The 1,864-nt window shown below is 70.2% G+C and carries 1 protein-coding gene; it reads left to right on the top strand.

Annotation, left to right across the window (positions count from 1 at the left end; genetic code table 11):
- A partial coding sequence (locus AX730_RS17590; protein WP_407071508.1) for a YadA family autotransporter adhesin occupies positions 1–1,864 on the top strand: 1,864 nt, incomplete at both ends.

The raw sequence follows: 1,864 nt of genomic DNA, 5'->3' as shown, positions 1-1,864 counted from the left end.
AACGACGGCACGGACGATGCCGTGGCGAACGGCGATTACGCCACCGCGTCCGGCTCGGCGGCATTGGCCGACGGCGTCGGCGCAACGGCCACCGGCTCCGGTGCGTTCGCACTGGCGGACGGTGCGACCGCGACCGGCTTCAACGCCACGGCCACCGGCGCGAACAGCGTCGCCAACGGCTCCGGCGCGCAAGCCATCGGTGCAGGCTCGGTCGCGATCGGCGGACAGCGACAGTTGTTCGACGAGAACGGGGATCCGATCCTCGATGCCGACGGCAACCCGGTCTACGCCAGCACGGAAGCCACGGCGGACGATGCAACAGCGGTGGGTGCAGGTGCGGTCGCCAGCGAAACCGGTGCCACGGCCGCCGGTGCAGGCGCGAATGCCTCCGGCGCGTATTCCTCCGCGCTCGGCACCGAAGCCAGCGCCTCGGGCATCCAGGCCACGGCAGTCGGCTTCCGCAGCGACGCGTCCGACGATGCCGCCACCGCCATCGGTGGCTACAGCAGCGCCTCCAACTTCGGCGCATCGGCGTTCGGTTATGGCGCGGAAGCCAGCGGCAGCAGTTCCACCGCACTGGGCTTCGGCGCGGTCGCCAGCAACTTCGACAGCACCGCGCTGGGGTCGAACGCCATCGCCAGTGGCGACAACAGCGTGGCCGTCGGTGGCGCGTTCTTCGGCTTCCTGCCGACCGAAGCCTCGGGCGATTACTCGGTCGCCGTTGGCGGCGGTGCCAACTCGCCGGGCGTCAATTCGGTCGCGCTGGGCAACCTGGCCACGGCCGAAGCCGACAACAGCGTGGCCATCGGCGGCGACTCGGTCGCCGACCGCGAGGACAGCGTCTCCGTCGGCAGCGCCGGCAGCGAACGGCAGATCACCAATGTCGCGGAAGGCACCGAGGGTACCGATGCGGTGAACCTGGACCAGTTGAATGCGGTAGCCGACGCCTCGGAAAACGCCACGCGCTACTTCAAGGCGAACGGTGCTAACGACGGCACGGACGATGCCGTGGCGAACGGCGATTACGCCACCGCGTCCGGCTCGGCGGCATTGGCCGACGGCGTCGGCGCAACGGCCACCGGCTCCGGCGCGTTCGCACTGGCGAACGGTGCGACCGCGACCGGCTTCAACGCCACGGCCACCGGCAGCAATAGCGTCGCCACCGGCAGCAGTGCCCAGGCGACAGGTGAATCCAGCATCGCCATCGGCGGCCAGGTGGATGCCTTCGATGCCGATGGCAATCCGATCAGCGTCAACACGGTGGCTTCGGGCCTCGGCGCGACGGCCATCGGCTCCGGCGCACTGGCCTCGGCGCTCGGCAGTTCCTCGTTCGGTGTGCTCAGCGAAGCCAGTGGCGAAGCGAGTTCCGCATTCGGCTACGGCAGCACCGCGACCGGCTCGTATGCGTCCAGCTTCGGCCATGCCAGCGGTGCCACCGGCGATTACAGCGTGGCGGTCGGTGGGCCGGCGGACCTGATTCCCGGCTTCGGCCTGCTCGTCTACACGCAGGCCAGCGGCTTCAGTGCCGCGGCGTTCGGTGCCGGCGCGATCGCAGCGGGTGACTACAGCCTCGCGGCCGGCAGCCTGTCAGAAGCCTCGGGACTGGAAAGCACCGCGGCCGGCTTCTTCTCCTATGCGCCCGGCGACTACGCCACCGCGCTGGGTGCGGAATCCTGGGCCAGCGGCGACAACAGCACGGCGGTCGGCTTCTACAGCACCGCGCTGGGCGACAACAGCGTGGCGCTCGGCGCCAACTCCACTGCCGACCGCGACAACAGCGTGTCGGTCGGTGACGTGGGCAGCGAGCGCCAGATCACCAACGTCGCCGCCGGTACCGAGGGCACCGACGCGGTGAACCTGGACC

The organism is Pseudoxanthomonas mexicana (assembly GCF_001556105.1).
GTDB classification, from domain to species: Bacteria; Pseudomonadota; Gammaproteobacteria; order Xanthomonadales; family Xanthomonadaceae; genus Pseudoxanthomonas_A; species Pseudoxanthomonas_A mexicana_A.
Note: the sequence above shows the minus strand (reverse complement) of the source record. Positions and strands in the feature narration are given on the sequence as shown.